This is a genomic window from Paraburkholderia sp. J11-2, from assembly GCF_905220185.1.
Lineage (GTDB): Bacteria > Pseudomonadota > Gammaproteobacteria > Burkholderiales > Burkholderiaceae > Paraburkholderia.
In genome coordinates, this window is sequence record NZ_CAJMYY010000014.1 from 1 (window position 1) to 16,106 (window position 16,106).

A 16,106-nucleotide genomic window follows, 5' to 3' on the forward strand; every position below is an offset into this window, starting at 1 on the left:
CATAGCCCAGGGGGAGCGCAATGCAAGAATCTGTACCGAGGAGGGCAAATGAGCAAGATTGTTGCAGCCGCCGTGGCGGTTTTTGCAATGAGCGGTGCGTTCGCGCAGGACGCAGTTGTTGTTGGCCTCGGGGCGCAAGATAGTTCTTGCGGAGATTGGATCAAGGCGCGAAGGGAGCAGAACAAGCTTTACCAGTTGTCTGCAGTCCTCTGGGTCCAGGGCTTTCTTTCCGGCATGAATACGGCGAGGAAGGCGGATCAAATGATCAACTTGCCGGCATCCAGCGTTATCGAGGCGATGCTCGACAACGAGTGCGCCAATTCGCCTACAGGGCCGCTCTTTTCCCAATCATTGGTGATGTACGGGAAACTTCGGATCGAGCAAGGCAAGAAGCCCGACCTGCTGAGGTAGGGCGCGATTTCGGGCGCGGGAAGGGACGAGTGACCACACGGACCGCGAGCGCCACGTAGACCGGGCTTAGGTAAGCAAGCTCAGTACGTCGCCCATTACAAGTAGGTATAGACGACATAGCGATCAGCCTCCTCATCACTCTTGGCGTGCGAACCCTTCTGCGCCGCCTCGAAGACGCTATCTAAACGCTCGCCAACGAATCGAAGGTGGCTCCCTACGATGGCATCGAATCGGCCCGAGCCTGACTCGCTTTCGATGAACACGACAATGCGATTGATGTAGTTGTCCGCGCCGAGTTTGTTCGATATGACCTTTCCGTTGCCTACGTCCTTTTGAACGTCGGCCCGCATGCCCCATCGCCTTCGCGACCACGGTAATAGCCACCCCGGCTGGATGGGGCGGGTCACGCGGCCGTATCAGCAAGCTATGCCGCCAGCGAACACCCGGGCTGAACGACTGCTCTTCGCCGGGCACTATGACCGCAACGCGTCGCGTGCCGCCGATCGCAGCATTACGAAGCTCGGGCTGCGGATGCGGATTGCATCAGGCTGTATCCCGCCGAGGCTGTGTCAAAACTCGAAATTGTTCGGTTTTCGGGTGTCACTTTACCCCTCCCGAAGTGCCACGAAGCTGATACAGCGCGTTCTGGTGAGTCGACATCTCCGCTGAGCACAAGCGGCGCACGTTTTGACACAGCCTCGGCCATGAAGAGACGCTCGCTAGACGGTGACTTATAACTGAGAGAGAGCGGGTTTCGGTCATTCGCCGCATTTGATGTCGGCTAGCTGGCGCCCGCTTATCGAGTTCGGCGGTTCTGCTTCAGGTTGTTGGGACTCGCGTCCGGCGCGACGGTATCATTGCAGGCCGAGTGCGCCCAAGCACGGCGGCAAGAGTGTCAAAAATCACGGAGACAGTTGCGCCAATGCCAAACGGGATAGTATTCCTCGATTCGAGGCCCATCCCGGATACTAGTGCGTTGTTGTTCATATTGGCGGAGTTCAAAGGGCGAACAACGCAAGCACAGCCTTTACCGCAGTTGTCACAGGAACGGCCAATTCTGCGACGGTCTTCGCCGCGTCGATGAGCCCTTTGGATGACACATCGAGAGTCCAATGGTCGGGCGACGGCTTCTTCGCTTCTTCTACGAGCATCTTCAACTGAGAGGACGCCGCTGATTTTTGACCGTCATCATCTAGTCGTTCAACCAACTTCGTCACTTCCTTAACAAGATTCTCGAGCGCTGATCGAACGTCAGTATTCTCCGCCTCTCCCGCAGAGATGTAAGAAATGCGGACGTTTTCACCGACTGCAAATGGCCCAGTGAACGACGACCCGTCGCTGAAATTTAGCGTTACGTTATTAACCACGGTTTTCACCTTAGATTGTTTGGATATTTCGTTGAGTTGTGAGTTGGCACGGACGACATTTTCCGCTACCTCACGGGCGCGCCGTTCCTTTTCATAGGCTACGGATGTAAGATGTGCCTCGCGGGCTGACTTCATCGCGATTCCCATAGGGATCCCCGATATAAACAAAAGCACAATACAAACTATGAATCCTACAGGGACATCCGACGAACCCAATGAACCAGCGAAGGATATGAGTGCGGCGACAAAGAAGATTCCGAAGATGATTCCCCACAACATTCTTAAGCGCTGATAGGAGTCGTACCCGTCTGGATCGAACAACTTTCCCTCGGGGTGTACTGGTCTATCGTAGTCGCCGTGATAATCGCCGTGATAGTCGTCGTATGACATGCGCCTCTCCTGTCGATGCACGTAAGACGCTCATTCAACTTTCAATGCATTCTCAACTTCGACGTGGAGTCGAAATTGAGTAGTCAATCGTTGGAAAACACCGTATCAAATACAAGACGGTAGTAGTCCCCGGTGTTCGATGTCGCACTGAGCCACGGTCAACACGGGCTTTAGCGTCTGGTCCCAGCCAAAGTGGCTCTGATGCTCATGAATTGAGTGGCGTACCCAAGGTATTCCGCTCCCTACCCGCTCCTTGGAAGGCCGGCGAATTCAAACGCACAACGAGACCACGAGAGTCAGTCGCCAGTCTGTTCGTTTGAGCACATTTCGCTGTAACAGTCGAAAGGCCTGCGCACGGGGCTTCGCCGCGGGTCGTTCTGGGTCAACCACAGCCTGTCTTCCGTGAGCGCGATCAGTTGCTGATCCCGCAACGCTGATTGGAAAAAGCGCGTGGCGAAAGATGCCGGCATTGATCCAAAGAGCTTGCTGGACTGTTTCATTGACATTGACGGTCAGGCACTCATCGAACGTCTGCGCGGATTGGCGGAAGTTAGCATCGAAAGCGATGTGCCAATTCTCTTCCAATAAATTGGAGGGGCTGCCACGATAGGCGCCGCGCGCGCTCTCGAACGGCCGCTTTCGGCAACATCGAACGTCCCTTGTGGGTCGCACCGGAAATTAGTAGCCGGCGGCGGTGTTTGCTGCGGCCGTTCCTCGGATCCATCCGGTTGGTAGCGTGTCGATTGCCACGTGCGTGGTGACACAATTATCGCCGCAACGGTGTCACAATTATTACGGTCTACGGGTGGAGCCCGAATGGTCGACAGGAAAGAACGTCTGGCACAAGTGTGTCCTCGCCGACTGGGAGCCGTTCGCCGTTGCAGGCCTCTGGAAGCGCTACGAGACGCCACAGGGCCCCGTGACGGGCGTCACGATGTTGAGCCAGCGCCGCTGGCCACGCCGTCATGGGGCGCATGCACCGCCCGAATGACGAAAAGCGCTCCGTGGTGATCCTGCGCCCCGACGACTATGACGAATGGCTGCACTCCACGAACCTGGGGGCGGTCCGCTCGTTCCTGCAGCTGCTGCTGCCGGCGGCCGCGATGATTGCCGAGCCGCAGCAGGCGGGATCGACTGGTGGGCTCTTCTGACGTGCTCCCACACCCACGGAGAACACACACGATCGCGCCCGCGTCAGGCGCCGGCGCCTGCATCACGCGGTCGCTCGCTGATCTCCTTCATCCTGGCGAGCTCGTCGGGCGAGATGAGCTCGCTCGCCTCGTAGCGTTTGCACCAGATTTCGCGGCCTCCGTCGCAGACCGAGAGGAACAGCCGGCTTATCGCATCGGCGAACTTCGCGGGAATCGCGGGGAAGTGAGTCAGGATGCCCTGCGACAGCGCGAGTGCGGCCAGAGAAGAAGACGCCCTGGCAAGCCTGCGGAGCGTGGCATAGCGCTCAGATTCGGTACACAGAAGTTCATGCGCATCCTGCCGTGTTCGGCGCCAGACAGCCTTTGCACTCACCCCGACGACAATAAACGTCTCCTCGCCGCTGCGCAGGGCCTTTTCAAAGAGGCCGGCGTAGGCAATCACGTCGCCGTCGATAGCAACCTGGTCGGGGTCTGGGGGAATCGCGTCACGCCGAAGCTGGAGTTCCCCCCGGAGCCGGTCGATCTCGGCGCGCAGTTCGTCGCACAGCATCGTCAGGCGTTGACATTCGCGCTGGTCCTCTTCGCTCCGCTTGATGGCGCGTGCTGCCAGACCACCGGTCTCCTGGATGATGCCCACCAGGGCCCGGAACAGATCCTTTTTCTGTTTGGGAGAAAGCGGTGCAAACACCGGGTCGTCGAACATTCCCTTCAGCTCACCGGTGAGTTCGCCATGCGCGACTGCCTTTTCCGGCCCACCAGGCATTTCAACCATACGGGCGTAGCCATCGGCCAGTCTAACGAGACGTTCGAGATCGTTCTCCGGATCACTCACCGTGTCTCTCCGCGCGGACGACGGGCACGCACCATGCTGCCCGAAGGAACAGGACGTATAGCACGTGCGGCAGCCGCGCTCGGTGCGCCAGCGCACACGCAGGACGACACAATGATCGTCGCGGCCGCGCGCTCGCTGCAATCGAAACGTTACTTGCCACCGAGCGAACAGCCAGCCGAACAGCCAGCGCCGCCTATGCCCCGAGTGGTTTCGACTGCGAACGTTGCCGAGGAAACAAATGCGACGTTTGGAAATATGGACTAAGCGGCTTTCGCCGATTATGTTCCAAGGCGACTCCCCGACAGCGTCGCCCGTTTTGCACGAGCCGCTAGGACATGGCGAGCCGCCTTCGCCTTCCGAATCCGCGCCAGTTCATCACATCCGCGTGGACTGAGACTAGTCGACACACAAGGATGAATCGCCATGACACGCTTGATGGTCGCGCAGGGGGAAATTGGCGTAATCCACCCGGTGAAGTCTCCGGACATCACTGAACTGGTAGCCCACATATTTGCCGTGCTTCACAACCGCGAAGCCATTGCCGTTCGTTACATACCGCTCGCGACCGCCCTGGACCGGAATGGCATGGATAGGTGCCCGCCTCAATCGTGGCCGAACAGCGCCAACGCGGGGTCGGGCATACCGCGGCAGGGATGCTGATCGCGGAACTCGCGAACGGTGTCGAATGGCGGCTACGCATTTGCAAACGGCCGTTGCCGGCGAAACGCGCTAACGGCTGAAATGGGTCGACTACGGAAGTTCGGGATCCCGGCGCCTTACCAACGCGGTTTGTCGACCTCTGACTTTCGGCCATGAACGGTCATTAAAAGAGAAAATCTAAGCTTCCCATATAGGCTAAATCTCGGTCGGTCGTGGTGGCCTGGCCGGAGGGCCGCTCTCAGCGCGAAGACCAACTCGATGGCGGCGAGAGCTGACGTTCGTCGACGCCGGTTTGCGAATGTCACCACCGGAACTGCGGGTCCGGCAGCATTCTGAACCTAAGCGGCCCCGAAGAAGGTTGTTCTGCGACAGCAACGCCGGCACAAGTCCGCCGGTTTGTCCCAAGAGAAGCGCGCCGAAGAGCGGCGGCACGAATCTCGATGTAGCATGGTTTCGCGCGCCCCGCACCAGCTTCGCTGGTGTGAAGGCATACTTGGCTCAGTCGATCGTTCAATAACATTATTACCTCGCTTCGTTGTGGTCGCGATCTACCTCATGGGATGACGTTGGACGGTTTTGGCGGGTGAACAGGTGGCCGGAACGGAACCACCGTTCTTAGTCGAGTGCCGACACTAAAATCGCGTAGCCACACGCAGGACGACGCCGCGCGGCCATGCGGTATTTGTCGCGGAAACGGCGTACAGACCTTTTAGCGTGATGATCCACGGACGCGCGTGAGCGACGAAGCTATACGAGATCAGCGGTCCGATCGCAACGCCGTCCGAACGCGCACCGCCATCAGGCACGTTGATGCCGGCTATCTTGTCGTCCTCAATCTGCTTGAATGCTGTGCCGGTGAATCCGAATTGCCAATGGCCCATGCGCTGGGTAATGGCGAAATCCACGTTGAGGAGGCGGCCGGTCTGGTAATGCGTCGAATGATTTTGCGTGTAGTTGTTGAACCAGATGCGCATGCTGAACTCAGTCGCGTCTCCCAGGCGCTCCCCGAACAGGCTACGCACGTTATAGGTTAAGGCAATGTTCGGCGCGAAATCATAGAAGTTCGCGCTATTGTTGACGACGCGGTTCGGATCATACGTGCCCGTCGGAAACATGATCCCCAGTCCAGCCTGAACTGCGAGACCAAACGGAATGCGACTCACCTGGTTACGCGCGGAGTCAAATTCTTTTGAAGGGAAAAAGCGACTCCAGACGAACACGTCGGCATAACTGTCGTCGAGACCCGCTTTCGAGCAAAAGCGCGGCTGCTGTTCTAGCTGGAAGCAGCTATGCCCATAGGCAAGTGAGACGGAGGACGCGATGCTTCCGCCGAATAGATGCAGGTCATACACCCACAACACTGCGACACCGGCATCGAGGCTATGTCCGGACGCAGGGGTCGCACCCCGGCTCGTGGAGAACGAGAAGAAATTGATGGGAACGACGACCGCGGCGGCATAAACACCTGGTGGAGGAAGCAGCGCCTGTTGTATGTCCGTTCCACCAATTGGCCCGGCCGGGCGAATCGCCTCTGCAGCCGGACAGGTCACGCCGTAGGTCGAGATCCATGCAACGAAAACAAAGGTCGGCACGGCGCATAAAAATCGCATTGACAAAGGTGTGCTCCTCGTCGCGAAGCGTCGCGTTGAGCATTCAGTATTCAAACCAGTTTAGAAAAATGCAAGCAAGACGTTAGTTACGCATTTCAACCGTGCACCACGGTAGGTCGTATTGACAGCGTTTGCGCAATTTCACGCGACTACATCCGAGGCAATTCGAAAACATATGATTTTTCCTATCAGTTCCCGGTTTGATGTACTAACGTGATTGAAAGCATGCGGAGACCTTTCCGAAGGGCAGGCAGGACATGATGAATAGCAACCGCAAGAACGCGGCGCTCGGTGCGCATGTGCGCCGTCTTTGTTCAAGTGGCCTGAACCCCAAAGTTGTGATTCCGCCGGTCGTAGCCGCGCTGCGCGAACTTGTGCGCGCCGAATGGGGCTTCTTTTATTTCGCCGACGCCCAATTCGAACTCAGTGACGTCTACAGCGAGAATCCGGCGTTCTTCGACGTCCTGCCGCAATATTTAGCGGAGATCCATAATTCGCCGGCGCAGGACGTCCTCGGCGTGCGCTTCAGCGACGCAATGCGCCGAGGCCGTGGATACGGCAATACGGATTGGTATGGCCATGCTGTCTTCGAAGGCGCGGGCTACGAGTACATCATGCGCCCGCTCGGCATCCGCCACGCGTTGGAGCAAACCGCGTCGTATAACGGCAGGGGTTGGGGCGCCATTCAGTTACAGCGCCCGCCCGGAAGCCGTCCGTTCTCCGAGCATGACGAAGCAACGCTCGCGATCTTCCGCACCCATCTCGCGCACGCACTGACTGCGCCAGACATGCCGGTGACGGACTACGCTGCGAGCGGATCATCGGGTGTCCTTGTTACCGACGCGACAGGCAAGCTGCTGCTTGCGAGCCCCGAGGCGCTTCAGTGCGTCGCCCTCGCGAACGGCGGACCACCTGGCTTTTGTGGACGAGAACAAGTACCGCTCTGGCTGCGGGCACTGATCGCCAACTTCATCGCACTTTGGAATGGGCAGGACAGGCCACCTTGCCTGATGGTACGGCGCAATTCGACGGGCCTGTTCCGCATCCGCGCGTATTGCTTCGATGAGCATGCATCGAATGGCGATCTCCCTACGATCGCGGTTCATGTCGAGCATCATCCGCCGCTTGCGTTGCAGGTCGAAACGCTTGGTTTCCGGTTCGGGCTAAGCGAACGTCAGAGAGATCTTTGCGGCGACCTTCTCGAGGGCCTGACTTACGCGGAGGTCTCGCGACGCAGGGCGATCCGCGAAAGCACGGTTGTCACCCATGCTCGCGAGATGTTCCGCAAACTCGAGATCCACGACCGCGCGGCACTCCACACGCGCTTCCCGTCGCTTGGGGATTCAGTGTTGGCCGAATAGCTTGTGACAATCCGCTCGGGGATATTTTTCGTCGACTGGACCGGCAGAATCGTGAGGCTGGATGCCGGCAGCGCGCGTCTGCTCGCCCTCGCCGACCGCGGGACTGAGGATGGCGCGACGGCGACCTCGTTGCCTGATTGGCTCGCACCGATTCTGCACGAGCTCGATGGCACTTCTGCGAGACGCCCCATTCCCCCCCAACCGGTCGAGCGCATCACGCCCGCCGGACGCTTCGTGGTGCGCGCCTATCCGCTGAAAGGCCTGCGCCCGACCCGCGAAACCGCCCTTATCTCCGTCTGCATCGATCACTATGAGAACGGTGCCGATGCGATCGATGCGATCGCCTCAAAGTACGGGCTGAGCGCACGCCAGCGGCGCGTGTGTATCGAAATTCTGAACGGCGCATCGTATGCGGAAATCGGTCGCGTGCTGGGTATCAAGGAAAGCACCGTGATCGATCACGCGCGCCGGATCTACGAGAAACTCGGCATCCATTCGCGTAACGCGCTCAGAAGAAAACTCTCGTAGCGTCACCTTTTCGTTTCCGCATGGCCGTTCGCATGGATATCCCCTGCGCAAGGGGCCCGAGCTATCGCGCACGCAGATAAGCTTGGCTCACGACTCGCACAAGTCGAAGCCAGTGAAGAGGACTGGCAAGGCGAGAAATGAATGAGGCGGACATCGTGAACGCAAGCAAAACGATGCAGGCCGTCGCGTGCGCCTGTCTGACGTGCGCTTCGCTGACGGTATGTGCCATGCATGCGGCAGAGGATGACGACATGCTGAGCGGTTCGTACGGGCCATACGTATTGCGGCCGCTGCCGTTTCCCTCAGTCAGTTTTCATCCATCCGGGCCTGCCGACCGAGAGGCATCGCCCGGCATCGTAGATAGCGCGCTCGCGTTGTGCATGCCCGATCTGTATTGCTCCCTCGCGCCAGACCCCGCATCCCGCGACGATGCTGCGTTCCAGCTTGCCCGGATACGCTGGCGGCCCCATGCAGAGCGATTGCGCTGAGAACGTTGTATCGAACGCTTCATCGCCGGTGGGCTTTGGACCTCTTTACTGCACCGCAAGGCCAATCGAACAGGCGCCCGCTTGCGGGCATCGATGACTGCGTTGGGGCCGTGCATCAGACCGCCGGCTAAGGAGAAGATATGGCCGCTGGACTACGTCGGCAATTATCGCTGTTCGGGGGCACGGCTTTGGCTGTCGGAATGGTCGTCGGGTCTGGCATCTTCGGTCTACCGGGCCTTGCGCTTCGGCTTGTTTCGCCGCAGGCCGCAGCGTTCGGATGGCTGGCGTGCGCGATCGCCTGCCTTCCGCTGGTGTGGATATTCGCTATCCTCGGCACGCGTGACGCCTCTGCTGCCGGCGTTTCGCGTTACGCGGAGGCAGCACTCGGAAAACGTGCGGAGTTCGCCGTCGCGGCCCTCATGTGCGGCACCTTTCCGCTTACCGTTCCCGCCCAGTCGATTATCGGCGCAAGTTATGCGCTTGTGGCCTTCGGGCTTCGTCCGGGCGCGCTCGTTCCCGTGTCGGCATCGATTCTGTTCATTGCGTTGGCATTCAATCTGTCCGGGATTCGCACGACTGCATTCGTCAATTCACTTTCGTTGATATTCATCGTCGCTGCCGTACTCGTGCTGAGCGTGTTGAGGCGCGCCGATCTCGACGCCGGCATAGCGTTGTGGACGCGTCCGGACTGGGCGGGCATGACGCTGTCACAGGTATGGAAAGCAAGCGCTTTGCTTTTCTGGGCATTCATTGGCTGGGAGAACGTCTCGTTCGGTCTCGAAGAGTTCCGCGAACCGCAGCGAACGATCAAGCGCGTTTATCTGCTCAGCTATCTCGTGGTGGTGGTGCTGTATTTCCTGCTGGCAGGGACCATAAACGGCGCATCGGTTGAAGGTGCGTCCGTGAACACGACGGACGGCATCGCCATACTCATTCCGTCACGCTGGCAACCGGCTTTCGCACTCATGACGCTTGCGATCATTCAGGCGACAGCCAACGCATGGGTTTTCGCTGCCAGTCGTCTTTTCTACGCTGCCGGAAGGAGCGGTCTTCTGCCTGAAGTCTTCGCGCGCGTAGACCGTCAAGGCACTCCGCGCAACGCGATTCTGTTACTGGCCGCTTGCTTTTTGATTGTCCTGGCAGCGTCGACCGTTTTTCAGTTAGATGTACCGGATCTGCTGATCGTCGCCAACCAGAACTTCCTGGTGCTCTATCTGGTGTGTATCTTTGCTTTCTGGAAGACTGGACGCAGAGCACAGCGATGGCTTTTAGCTCCGCTCGCACTGCTGTCCAGCGGTTTCCTCCTTGCCGGCTTCAGCTATACGATTCTTTATCCGATTGCCCTGCTGATACTGGGGATGCTGTGTCAGTTCGTCACAGCGCCATCTCGACACCTTTCTTCGGAGGGGCCGTAGCGAGAGTGTCGGGAAAGTAGTTCACCTGGCCTAATTTTGTTACCCCGCAAACATGACGGACGATATAGCGAGCGCGAACATGTTCTGCGGTCATTGCATGGCAAGGCTATCTTGGCGGCCGTCCGCTCTGCGGTAGCACCGTCAGTTGGCTCAAGGGCCGCAATACGTTGGGTTATGCCTTTTGCGTGAAATGCGCGCTGCAGACGATCGTCGCATCCGACCGTAGGGCGCAGTGCGGCCAGATGCGGCCGTTCGCCCGCACGCTCAGATGGCCATTCAAACGGCAGCTCCGTATCAATCAACAGACGTTCGCGCTGGCACCGGGGCGGAAGACTAGTAGACCACGTGTCCTTGAGAAACAGAAGCGTTTCTCCCCCGGGGCTTAGAAGCGTTTCATGGAGGAGGTTGGCCTCCCCGCCAACCCTTCTCGCAGAAGACCGAAACGCTTTTAGGAGGTGTGGCCTGGCGCGTAACCTATCAGCCTCGATCTCACCCGCGCCTGCCACCGATTTTCAGGTGCCAGGCGCTCGTTGACAGCATCGTTTGGTTCGTGTCGTCTACTGGTTTACATCCCGCATCTGGCACGCAATGCTTGTGCCGTTCGAAGTCACCGAGCCAAACGACGACGGGCTCACTTCACCTTCCCCTTCTGCCAGCGCCACAACGAACTGCGCCCGCCTCCCCGCGCCGCCGATCCATCGGGGCTGAGACAAGTCTTCCCTAGAACGCCATCCCTCGGAATACGCCGAGGACATGCTGGACGCGTCCCGCAAAGTGATGGCCAATCCAACACAGGACAATGTCAATCAGCTCTTGTGGGCGGAACAGCTGTTTGCCGTCTACTGCCTGCAAGGACAGCGACAAGCTTCTTTACCGAACCCAGGAAACCCTCCATCAACTCTCACGAGTTATCCAGGCATTCGAAGATCCAACAATCACAGTTGCGAAGCTCTGCCAACGCGCGTAGTGCCGCGTAACCAGAGGGCTGCCAGAACGAACACGACGCGAGCCTACCTGCGGATGGGTGGCGGCGATCCGGCCGCTGCCCCCCACATCTATGACCGCGCGCAGGCTGTTCGGCGCGTCGCGCACCGCGCAAGGCAGAATGCCGACAATCCCCTGAACTTTGCACTAGCATTGAATGGCTCAGAAACGATCTGCTCGATTTGAGACAACGTTCGGTAACTCGTAAGAGGTCGGTGTGTTCTTTACAAGGAATGGCAATGGCTAAAAAATTGATATTTATTGGTGATGACCACACTAAAGACGGATGCATTTTATTTGGCGTGCAAACACTGGGGCAACTCAAGCCCAACAGCTACATCCTCTTGCTGGAAGAAGAGGTGTCCAATGAGCCAATCAGGAAGGACGAATTCGAGGATACTCGCGCTATTATTCTTAAAGATAAAATAAATAGCGCGGATGCGCTTGCGTTAGAGAATCTTATGGCCAACGCATATTCGGTTTATGGCTTTGACGGAAAAGGACCGGCGCTCAGTCTCCAAAGGCATGCTGCACAAAAGAAGAACATCACTGATTATGTGAATCATTTCAAAACTTACACTAACATTGAAAAGTTTATTGTTATCGTCGGTGATGGGCATCTGAATCAGAGATGGGTCAAATGGGAGCCTTTGCAAGAGGCAACCTATGGCGACGATATAGAAAACATGTACTCCGCCGCCTTGGTTCTGTATGCGACGTAGCTACAGAACAGCTCTTCCGGGGATTCCAGGCGAAGTAGCCGCTGGCATCCGGCTCGTTTGTAATCGTATTGCCGGTTTTTAGATGTCGCTGCTATTTGTGGGTATGGTGCCCACGACGAGATGACATCGATGAAAACATTCTGCCTGCTGTGTGCCGGTCTTCGGACCTCAGTTCCGGATGAGCTTCTCGCGCAGTTGCGCGCACTCCCAGTCTAAGTGACCAAAACGAACATTAGTGGATGCCTTCAGGTAAGCGGTGCAGAGTGCGTGAGTCCGCTGGACGACGGGCGAACAGTAATCGAGGAACCAGTCAGTTTGGAGATCGAACAATCGATGAAGATCCGCGTCGTCCGTCGGAAAGGGGCGCGCACTCTCTTGCTTGGCGATCACGCGTGAAGCATCTACAAGCTTGGCGCGCTCCAGCCAGTCGCATTCAGCGCTGTTCGAACTCGACCAGATCTGCGCCGATTCGATCAGGTGATCCGCGCGCATCCACACGCCTTCACGTGAGAATGCGAAGAGCTGGCCGACCACAAGGAAGCAGAGCAATTCTGTCCGCGCTTCGTCGTCAAGAGGTCTCAAGATGCGCCCAAGTAGTCTTTTGATGAGTTTTGTCGACAGGATAGTAAGCGATTCTGTTCATGTGGCCCGGCACACCAGGCATCTGTTTAACCGAAGCCAGACTCGGTATCAGTGTAGCTCGGCTGCGCCTCTCGACGACGGGAGTAGTTCGATGAGCGGCCACTCGTGGGCTGTAGTCGTAATGGCCGCTTGGGGTCGTTCACAGTCCGACGGCGGACGCACGGCCGGGTAGCTCACGCGCGACGGGACGACCGGCGGGCTTCGGCTATGAGCCGTCGTTCGTCTGCATCCGCACTCAGACATTCGGGCGGCTGCTTCGCTCAGTAAGCAACCGTCCCGCGGGCGCAATAGTTAGTTCGAGACAAGGCTGGGTGCGGCTGCCGCAACGTGTCCGATGATTGGTCGGGGTGGCAAGTTCGATCTTGCAATCCGCGAAGCTGCTGGAAACGTGAAGGAAACGATCGGCTCGCCTACCAGTAACGCGCGGTTGGAGGCCAAGACAGGCGAGTTGCGCGGCAAGGCGCGGTAGTGATGCGCGGATGCAACGGATCTCGCGCGCGATGGGCTGTCGGCGCACGGGCTTGCGGTGCTGCCGCGCGCAACTGCAATGGCTTGGTGCCTGGCGTGACGGTGCGGCGGCTTGCTCGGAGTGAACTGCGTGCGCCGCGTTGAACGCGTACGATGAGGGCGGCGCGAGTGCAATGAACGAGCGGAGCCTGATGTGAACACAACCGATGAGACAGGCAAGCGCGCGTTGCGCTTTGTTGCGGCGCATCCAGCGCGATTCATATTCCAGGTCTGCACCGCATTCCGTAAAAACCAGGGGCTGCTGCTCGCGGGCGCGATCGCCTATTACGCTTTGTTGTCAATCGTGCCGCTGCTCATTCTCGTTGTAATCGCGTTCGGTCACTTCATCGGCGAGCAGTTGCTGTTCGACACGCTCGGACGTCTGCTCGAATGGCTGATACCGGGGCAGTCAAAAACGCTCGTGCGCGAGCTTGCGACCTTTTTCGAGCATCGCTCCGTGGTCGGCTGGTACCTCGTCATCACGATGATCTTTTTCAGTTCGCTTGCGTTCACGGTTCTGGAGAATGCCCTGTCAATCATCTTCGTGCATCGCGTTGAGGTCCGGCGAAGGCACTTCCTGCTGTCGGCAATCCTGCCCTATCTCTTCAGTCTGTCACTAGGTATCGGTGTGCTGCTCGTGACGCTCGTCTCGAGCGGCCTGCGGGCTGTTGCGACCGGTAGCATCGATCTGTTCGGCCATGGGGTGTTACTGACTGGCGTGACCCGCGTCGTGCTATATCTGTGCGGCCTTGCGGGCGAGATATTCGTGCTAACGGCAATCTATTTTGTGATCCCGGCGGGACGCACGACACTACGGCATGCGGTCGTCGGCGCGGTCGCGGCCACCGTTCTGTGGGAAATCACAAGACGCGTGCTAGTTTGGTACTTCGCGAAGCTTTCGCAGGTGAACGTCGTCTATGGGTCGCTGACGACAGCGATCGTTGTGCTGTTCGGCCTCGAAGCGCTCGCGACGCTGATGTTGTTTGGCGCGCAACTGATCGCCGAATACGAGCGCCTCAATATGCGCGGCGACCCTGCAGCGGAGTCGATGGAAACGGGCTGACCAGCGGCGGCGCGTTGAGCATGCTCGTTGTGGCTTCAACCAATCGGCGCGGTGGCACCGGTTTTTGGGTGCCGATGAATTCCACGAGTATTCGCTGTTGTACCGGCCACACTGCAAAGTGCGGTGCAGCTATGTCAAACGACTCTTAGCAAAACGGCTTTTCCAGGACGGCGGATTGCTCTGAGGAGTGTGAAATAAAGACTGTTGCTCGATCGTCATCGCGGGCAGTTGTGCCCTCGGAAGCATGCATTGACGTACTACCAGTCTAAGAAGCTGCTCTGGGTCGGCCCTCGCCGCTCGTCACGCCTTCCGAGGTAACGTTAAGAGTCAGGACTTGCTATGGGTGGACGTCCTGCTATTGCTAACTGTGATGCTGCCGACCCTGCTGTGCATTTTCGCCTAAATGGCGATCTGGGCTGCGAGGTTCATGTTCCTGGGAAAGTTTTCCGATTTCGCCACTGCTCTGTACCATTCCGCGGTCAACTTCATCACGCTGGGCTACGGCGACATTGTCGTGTCAATGCAATGACTCATGCTTGGCCCAATCGAAGCTGCCAACGGCGTGTGCGGACCTCGGTGATGACGGCTGCGGTCATGGATGTGATCAAGTACCATCATGCCCGGCAGCAGGAGGAGTAGCTGCGAAAGCAAGTACACGGCGGGCGCCCGGACGCCAAGCTGGGCCGTACCCGATACTTCGCGCCTCAGGTGGACCAGTGGCCTAAATGTTGGCCAACGTCGTTCGAAAAAAATCCGCGAAGGACCGAAGTTTGCAAGGCAGGCCGCTACCTCCCTGCATGCTGTAGGACCAAGGTCCAATTGACACCGAATTCGCGCATGACATCATCCATTCATCGTCTTTTCGGCCTGCTAGCGGGCATTGTGTCGAGCGGGCGCCATTTCGGCATTGTGATTGACCGCGAACTAACACTCTCAGCCAATGCGTTCCAATCGCAGAACGAGGCTGAATGCGTCGACATGGATTGCACCATTGTTGCCGCATTGATTGGTCTTGTCTCTGCACCCTCTTCGGTCCGGGACTTGACGCTTTACAGGGCGCCGCGCAGCGACAGCTGATCGTGGTTTCAACCAGGCGCGAAGGAGAGTGACAATGGTCGAATCAAGAAACGGACTTTGGAAGCGGGCGGGCGCAATGCTGGCTACCGCCGGACTCATGGCGCTATCGAGCGCTGCTTTGGCCACCACCCAGTCGCAGCAGCGCCAACAAGGCAGGAACGTCAACCAGGCTGCCAAACAGCAAGCGCGAGCGGGCAAGGTCGACTGCCGGGCTGCAAACCAGAAGAGCAACTCCCAATGCCGGCAGGACAAACGCAACGCGAAGCAGGAAGGTCGCCAGCAGAAACGGGACATCAAGTATTAGCGCTGGTTGCGTGAGTATCCAGCAGCAGTGTGGTCGGGGCCTTGACGACGAGAAACGGCAACGCGACCGGAAACGTTCCCAGAACGACAAGCAGAAAGATGCCCAGCAGGCCGACAAAATCCCCCTGACGAAATTCGCCCGAGGTGACAGCGTCGAGGCGGCCGCGAGGCGCACGCGGATCCGCTCAAGGTCGGCATCTTCGACGAGCGATGCCAGTTTCTCGGTCAATGCATCGCGCAACGCCCGTACGGCGACCGCCTGGTCCTGCTCGCGCTTGACGGTCTGCGCGAGTTGCAGACGCTGCCCCCGATCAGCGAGCGTACGGACGAGATACATCTCGGCGCCGGCAAGGCCCCACGCAAGATTGCATCCGAGTGCGGCGAAGAACATCTTGTCCCCCTCGTCTTCGCCTGCGGTGACCGCCTTGACGGCGTCGACGAACGTCAGCGCCATGAACAGACCAAAACATATTTCGCAGACACGGTCGACCGTATTGAGAATTGGTTCGCGCCGTTCGGGTTCGACACGACCCGCCGGCATGATAGTGCTCATATGGCCTCGACTCGATGTAGACAACGAGACGTCGCGCTAGCT

16 protein-coding genes are annotated in these 16,106 nt (G+C 58.4%); 10 read left to right on the forward strand and 6 right to left on the reverse strand.

The genetic code is table 11. The features are described from left to right. Positions 1-48 precede the first annotated feature (48 nt). Complete coding sequence (locus U5A57_RS20060) at positions 49-411, forward strand: HdeA/HdeB family chaperone (RefSeq protein ID WP_321913416.1); 363 nt, start codon at positions 49-51, stop codon at positions 409-411. Between the two features lie 95 nt (positions 412-506). Here U5A57_RS20060 and U5A57_RS20065 read toward each other — a convergent pair whose 3' ends face one another. Both U5A57_RS20065 and U5A57_RS20070 read right to left on the reverse strand, forming a co-directional pair. Then, entirely contained in the window at positions 507-761 is a 255-nt protein-coding gene (locus U5A57_RS20065; protein WP_321913417.1) for a hypothetical protein, read from the reverse strand. A 648-nt stretch (positions 762-1,409) separates the two neighbouring features. Further along, complete coding sequence (locus U5A57_RS20070; protein WP_321913418.1) at positions 1,410-2,168, reverse strand: hypothetical protein; 759 nt, start codon at positions 2,166-2,168, stop codon at positions 1,410-1,412. 450 nt (positions 2,169-2,618) lie between these two features. Between U5A57_RS20070 and U5A57_RS20075 the strand changes: the two genes are divergently transcribed. Beyond that, entirely contained in the window at positions 2,619-2,756 is a 138-nt protein-coding gene (locus U5A57_RS20075; RefSeq protein WP_321913419.1) for a hypothetical protein, read from the forward strand. A gap of 386 nt (positions 2,757-3,142) precedes the next feature. Continuing rightward, a complete protein-coding gene (locus tag U5A57_RS20080; protein WP_321913420.1) occupies positions 3,143-3,319 on the forward strand; it encodes a hypothetical protein in 177 nt (58 codons plus the stop codon). A gap of 43 nt (positions 3,320-3,362) precedes the next feature. Here U5A57_RS20080 and U5A57_RS20085 read toward each other — a convergent pair whose 3' ends face one another. Together U5A57_RS20085 and U5A57_RS20090 are read right to left on the reverse strand one after the other, a co-directional pair. Continuing rightward, a complete protein-coding gene (locus U5A57_RS20085) occupies positions 3,363-4,151 on the reverse strand; it encodes a hypothetical protein (RefSeq protein ID WP_321913421.1) in 789 nt (262 codons plus the stop codon). Between the two features lie 1,292 nt (positions 4,152-5,443). Then, a complete protein-coding gene (locus U5A57_RS20090) occupies positions 5,444-6,421 on the reverse strand; it encodes a transporter (protein ID WP_321913654.1) in 978 nt (325 codons plus the stop codon). Between the two features lie 257 nt (positions 6,422-6,678). On the opposite strand from U5A57_RS20090, the gene U5A57_RS20095 reads away from it, so the two are divergent. The 4 genes from U5A57_RS20095 to U5A57_RS20110 all read left to right on the forward strand — a co-directional run bounded on the left by U5A57_RS20095 (position 6,679) and on the right by U5A57_RS20110 (position 11,919). Further along, positions 6,679-7,782: a helix-turn-helix transcriptional regulator gene (locus tag U5A57_RS20095; protein WP_321913422.1), complete on the forward strand. Its 1,104-nt coding sequence runs from the start codon at positions 6,679-6,681 to the stop codon at positions 7,780-7,782. A 3-nt stretch (positions 7,783-7,785) separates the two neighbouring features. Further along, positions 7,786-8,310, forward strand: a complete 525-nt coding sequence (locus tag U5A57_RS20100) for a helix-turn-helix transcriptional regulator (RefSeq protein ID WP_321913423.1) — start codon at positions 7,786-7,788, stop codon at positions 8,308-8,310. Positions 8,311-8,938: 628 nt separating this feature from the next. Next, a complete protein-coding gene (locus tag U5A57_RS20105) occupies positions 8,939-10,213 on the forward strand; it encodes an APC family permease (RefSeq protein ID WP_321913424.1) in 1,275 nt (424 codons plus the stop codon). A 1,223-nt stretch (positions 10,214-11,436) separates the two neighbouring features. Beyond that, a complete protein-coding gene (locus U5A57_RS20110) occupies positions 11,437-11,919 on the forward strand; it encodes a hypothetical protein (protein WP_321913425.1) in 483 nt (160 codons plus the stop codon). Between the two features lie 168 nt (positions 11,920-12,087). Here U5A57_RS20110 and U5A57_RS20115 read toward each other — a convergent pair whose 3' ends face one another. Next, on the reverse strand, positions 12,088-12,501 hold the full coding sequence (locus U5A57_RS20115) for a hypothetical protein (protein WP_321913426.1): 414 nt from the start codon (positions 12,499-12,501) through the stop codon (positions 12,088-12,090). A gap of 721 nt (positions 12,502-13,222) precedes the next feature. Between U5A57_RS20115 and U5A57_RS20120 the strand changes: the two genes are divergently transcribed. From U5A57_RS20120 to U5A57_RS20130, 3 genes are all read left to right on the forward strand, one after another. Further along, entirely contained in the window at positions 13,223-14,131 is a 909-nt protein-coding gene (locus U5A57_RS20120; protein WP_321913427.1) for a YihY/virulence factor BrkB family protein, read from the forward strand. Between the two features lie 427 nt (positions 14,132-14,558). After that, on the forward strand, positions 14,559-14,660 hold the full coding sequence (locus U5A57_RS20125; RefSeq protein WP_321913655.1) for an ion channel: 102 nt from the start codon (positions 14,559-14,561) through the stop codon (positions 14,658-14,660). A 308-nt stretch (positions 14,661-14,968) separates the two neighbouring features. Beyond that, entirely contained in the window at positions 14,969-15,208 is a 240-nt protein-coding gene (locus tag U5A57_RS20130; protein ID WP_321913428.1) for a hypothetical protein, read from the forward strand. Between the two features lie 103 nt (positions 15,209-15,311). Here the strand turns inward: U5A57_RS20130 and U5A57_RS41695 are convergent, their stop codons facing one another. Next, positions 15,312-16,064 carry a hypothetical protein gene (locus tag U5A57_RS41695; protein WP_415774647.1) on the reverse strand — a complete coding sequence of 251 codons (753 nt, stop codon included), beginning with the start codon at positions 16,062-16,064 and terminating at the stop codon, positions 15,312-15,314. Between the last annotated feature and the right edge of the window lie 42 nt (positions 16,065-16,106).

Excerpts from the sequence above, each read along its gene's own strand:
- U5A57_RS20130 (WP_321913428.1), top strand. The coding sequence starts at position 14,969 with ATGACATCATCCATTCATCGTCTTTTCGGCCTGCTAGCGGGCATTGTG.
- U5A57_RS20125 (WP_321913655.1), top strand. The coding sequence starts at position 14,559 with ATGTTCCTGGGAAAGTTTTCCGATTTCGCCACTGCTCTGTACCATTCC.
- U5A57_RS20110 (WP_321913425.1), top strand. The coding sequence starts at position 11,437 with ATGGCTAAAAAATTGATATTTATTGGTGATGACCACACTAAAGACGGA.
- U5A57_RS20095 (WP_321913422.1), top strand. The coding sequence starts at position 6,679 with ATGATGAATAGCAACCGCAAGAACGCGGCGCTCGGTGCGCATGTGCGC.
- U5A57_RS20080 (WP_321913420.1), top strand. The coding sequence starts at position 3,143 with ATGCACCGCCCGAATGACGAAAAGCGCTCCGTGGTGATCCTGCGCCCC.
- U5A57_RS20065 (WP_321913417.1), bottom strand. The coding sequence starts at position 761 with ATGCGGGCCGACGTTCAAAAGGACGTAGGCAACGGAAAGGTCATATCG.
- U5A57_RS20060 (WP_321913416.1), top strand. The coding sequence starts at position 49 with ATGAGCAAGATTGTTGCAGCCGCCGTGGCGGTTTTTGCAATGAGCGGT.
- U5A57_RS20070 (WP_321913418.1), bottom strand. The coding sequence starts at position 2,168 with ATGTCATACGACGACTATCACGGCGATTATCACGGCGACTACGATAGA.
- U5A57_RS20090 (WP_321913654.1), bottom strand. The coding sequence starts at position 6,421 with ATGCGATTTTTATGCGCCGTGCCGACCTTTGTTTTCGTTGCATGGATC.
- U5A57_RS20105 (WP_321913424.1), top strand. The coding sequence starts at position 8,939 with ATGGCCGCTGGACTACGTCGGCAATTATCGCTGTTCGGGGGCACGGCT.
- U5A57_RS41695 (WP_415774647.1), bottom strand. The coding sequence starts at position 16,064 with ATGAGCACTATCATGCCGGCGGGTCGTGTCGAACCCGAACGGCGCGAA.